Below are 403 nucleotides of genomic sequence, written 5' to 3'. Positions count from 1 at the left end.
CCTTCAATTGTCTTTTTATCATCAAGCAAGTCTTTTACAACACTTAATAATGCGATATAAGCTTGTTCATTAGAACAATCCTTTATTGAAAGATTAAATAACTCCTGAACTCTTGTATTAATTAACGTCTTAACATCCATTCTTAAAATCTCCTTTAAATACGGTTTGTTTTTACTGTAATATCACGCATTCGTTCCTTTAATGAATCACTAAAAGCATTCTTATCTAAACGCCACATCCAGTTATTACCTAAAGTATTAGGTTTATTCATACGTGCCGTATTATCAAGTTTCAAGTAATCCTGCATTGGTACAATGCACTTATCACTTACACTTGCCATAATACAATCAATACTCATATCCACTAATACAGCGTCATCATCACCATCATAGTGTAGATAGTC

General features: G+C 31.8%; 1 protein-coding gene. It reads right to left on the bottom strand.

What is annotated here, in order from left to right:
• Window positions 1-154: 154 nt before the first annotated feature.
• Window positions 155-403: 4-alpha-glucanotransferase (locus B2S90_RS01260; protein ID WP_286696426.1), on the bottom strand; the 249-nt coding region annotated here is incomplete at its 5' end.

Source organism: Catenibacterium sp. UBA627 (assembly GCF_002299355.1).
GTDB classification, from domain to species: Bacteria; Bacillota_I; Bacilli_A; order Erysipelotrichales; family Coprobacillaceae; genus Catenibacterium; species Catenibacterium mitsuoka.
The sequence above is the reverse complement of the archived record's forward strand: the minus strand, read 5'-3'. Positions and strand labels throughout refer to the sequence as shown.